The sequence below is a fragment of the Aquibium pacificum genome (genome assembly GCF_040839445.1).
GTDB classification, from domain to species: Bacteria; Pseudomonadota; Alphaproteobacteria; order Rhizobiales; family Rhizobiaceae; genus Aquibium; species Aquibium pacificus.
Window position 1 is genome coordinate 1 of the sequence record NZ_JBDPGJ010000025.1, and the last position, 1290, is coordinate 1290.

Consider the following 1290-nt stretch of genomic DNA (forward strand, 5'->3'; position numbering starts at 1 on the left):
AGCTGGACACCCGCAACAACCGGATGATTTGGGCGGTCGATACCGCGACTGCCGCTCTGAGCGCGTGTTTTTCGGCACCCTGATCGGATCGGGGCCATTCCGGCGTGCTTCTGGCCGTTTTCGGACAGACTCATCCCGTGGCCGTGCGGCGCTCGTGGAAGATCAGGCGTTCCATGTTGTAGGCGATGTTGGCCAGCGTCAGTTTCGCCTCCGCGCGTGCGATGCCAATGGTGCGGATGAAGAGGCCGAAACGGACCTTCTGATGCGCGAAGACATGCTCGACGGCGGCGCGGATCGAAGATTTCCTCGCGTTCGCTCGGGCGGTCGCCTCAGGCATCGGCTTGCCCGCGGGCTTGCGCCGGTGGATGCGGCTCGTCAGCATCCGGTCCGTCAGCCACTTCTCGTTCTTCTGGCTGCGATAGGCGCTGTCGGCCCAGACCTCCGAGCCGGTGTTGTCGCGGCTCACCAGGCGCTTGAGTTGCCGCCCGTCGGCTGCCGATGCCGACGTCACCGCCGCCTCGCGGATGAAACCGAAGCGCCGGTCGATGCTGATGTGGCTCTTGTAGCCAAAGACCGGCGTCGCGATCATCGGCAGAGGCGTCCCGTCCGGGCGATACCGCACCTTACCGCCGATCTTCAGGGTCCAGCGGGCATCGACGTCCTTCTGGGCCGCCTTGGCCGGCTCGTCGGGCCAGATCTCCCGAGCGGACTTGCCCTCCTTGATCGCCTCCTTCTCGCCTTCGGTATTCCGTTGCTTCGGCGCCGGCACCAGTGAGGCGTCAACGATCTGGCCCGACATGGGGAGGTAGCCCTTCTTGTGGAGCTGCCAGTCGAAGGCCTTCATCACCCGCTTCAGCGTCCCCGTCTCGGTCAGCCTGTTGCGAAAGTGCCGGATGGTGTTTTCGTCGGGCGTCGGCGCGCCGAGATCGAAGCCGAGGAACCGCATCCAGGAGAGCCGGTCGCGGATCATGAATTCCATGCGCGCGTCGCTGAGATTGTGCTGCGCCTGCAGGATCAGCGCCTTGAACATCGACACCGGGTCGAACGGCGGCCGACCGCCCTTGGAACCATCGCCGTAGCCGAGCCCCTCGACCAGCCAGCCGCGGAAATACTCGAAATCCACCGTCGCCTCGAGCGTTTCCAGCGGATCGTCGTTCTTGCTCAGACGCTCCAGATGCTCGGAGAGACCAAAGAGAGACCGCTGTTCCATTGCCCTGCCTCCAAATCACGACAGGGCAAGTGAATCACGAAATCCGAGACCGCGCGAGGTTCTTGCGGGTGTCCAGCTTG

1 protein-coding gene is annotated in these 1290 nt (G+C 64.3%); it reads right to left on the minus strand.

All coding sequences use genetic code 11. The annotated features are described in order from the left end of the window. Positions 1-130: 130 nt before the first annotated feature. A complete protein-coding gene (locus ABGN05_RS30005; RefSeq protein ID WP_367957706.1) occupies positions 131-1210 on the minus strand; it encodes a transposase in 1080 nt (359 codons plus the stop codon). Between the last annotated feature and the right edge of the window lie 80 nt (positions 1211-1290).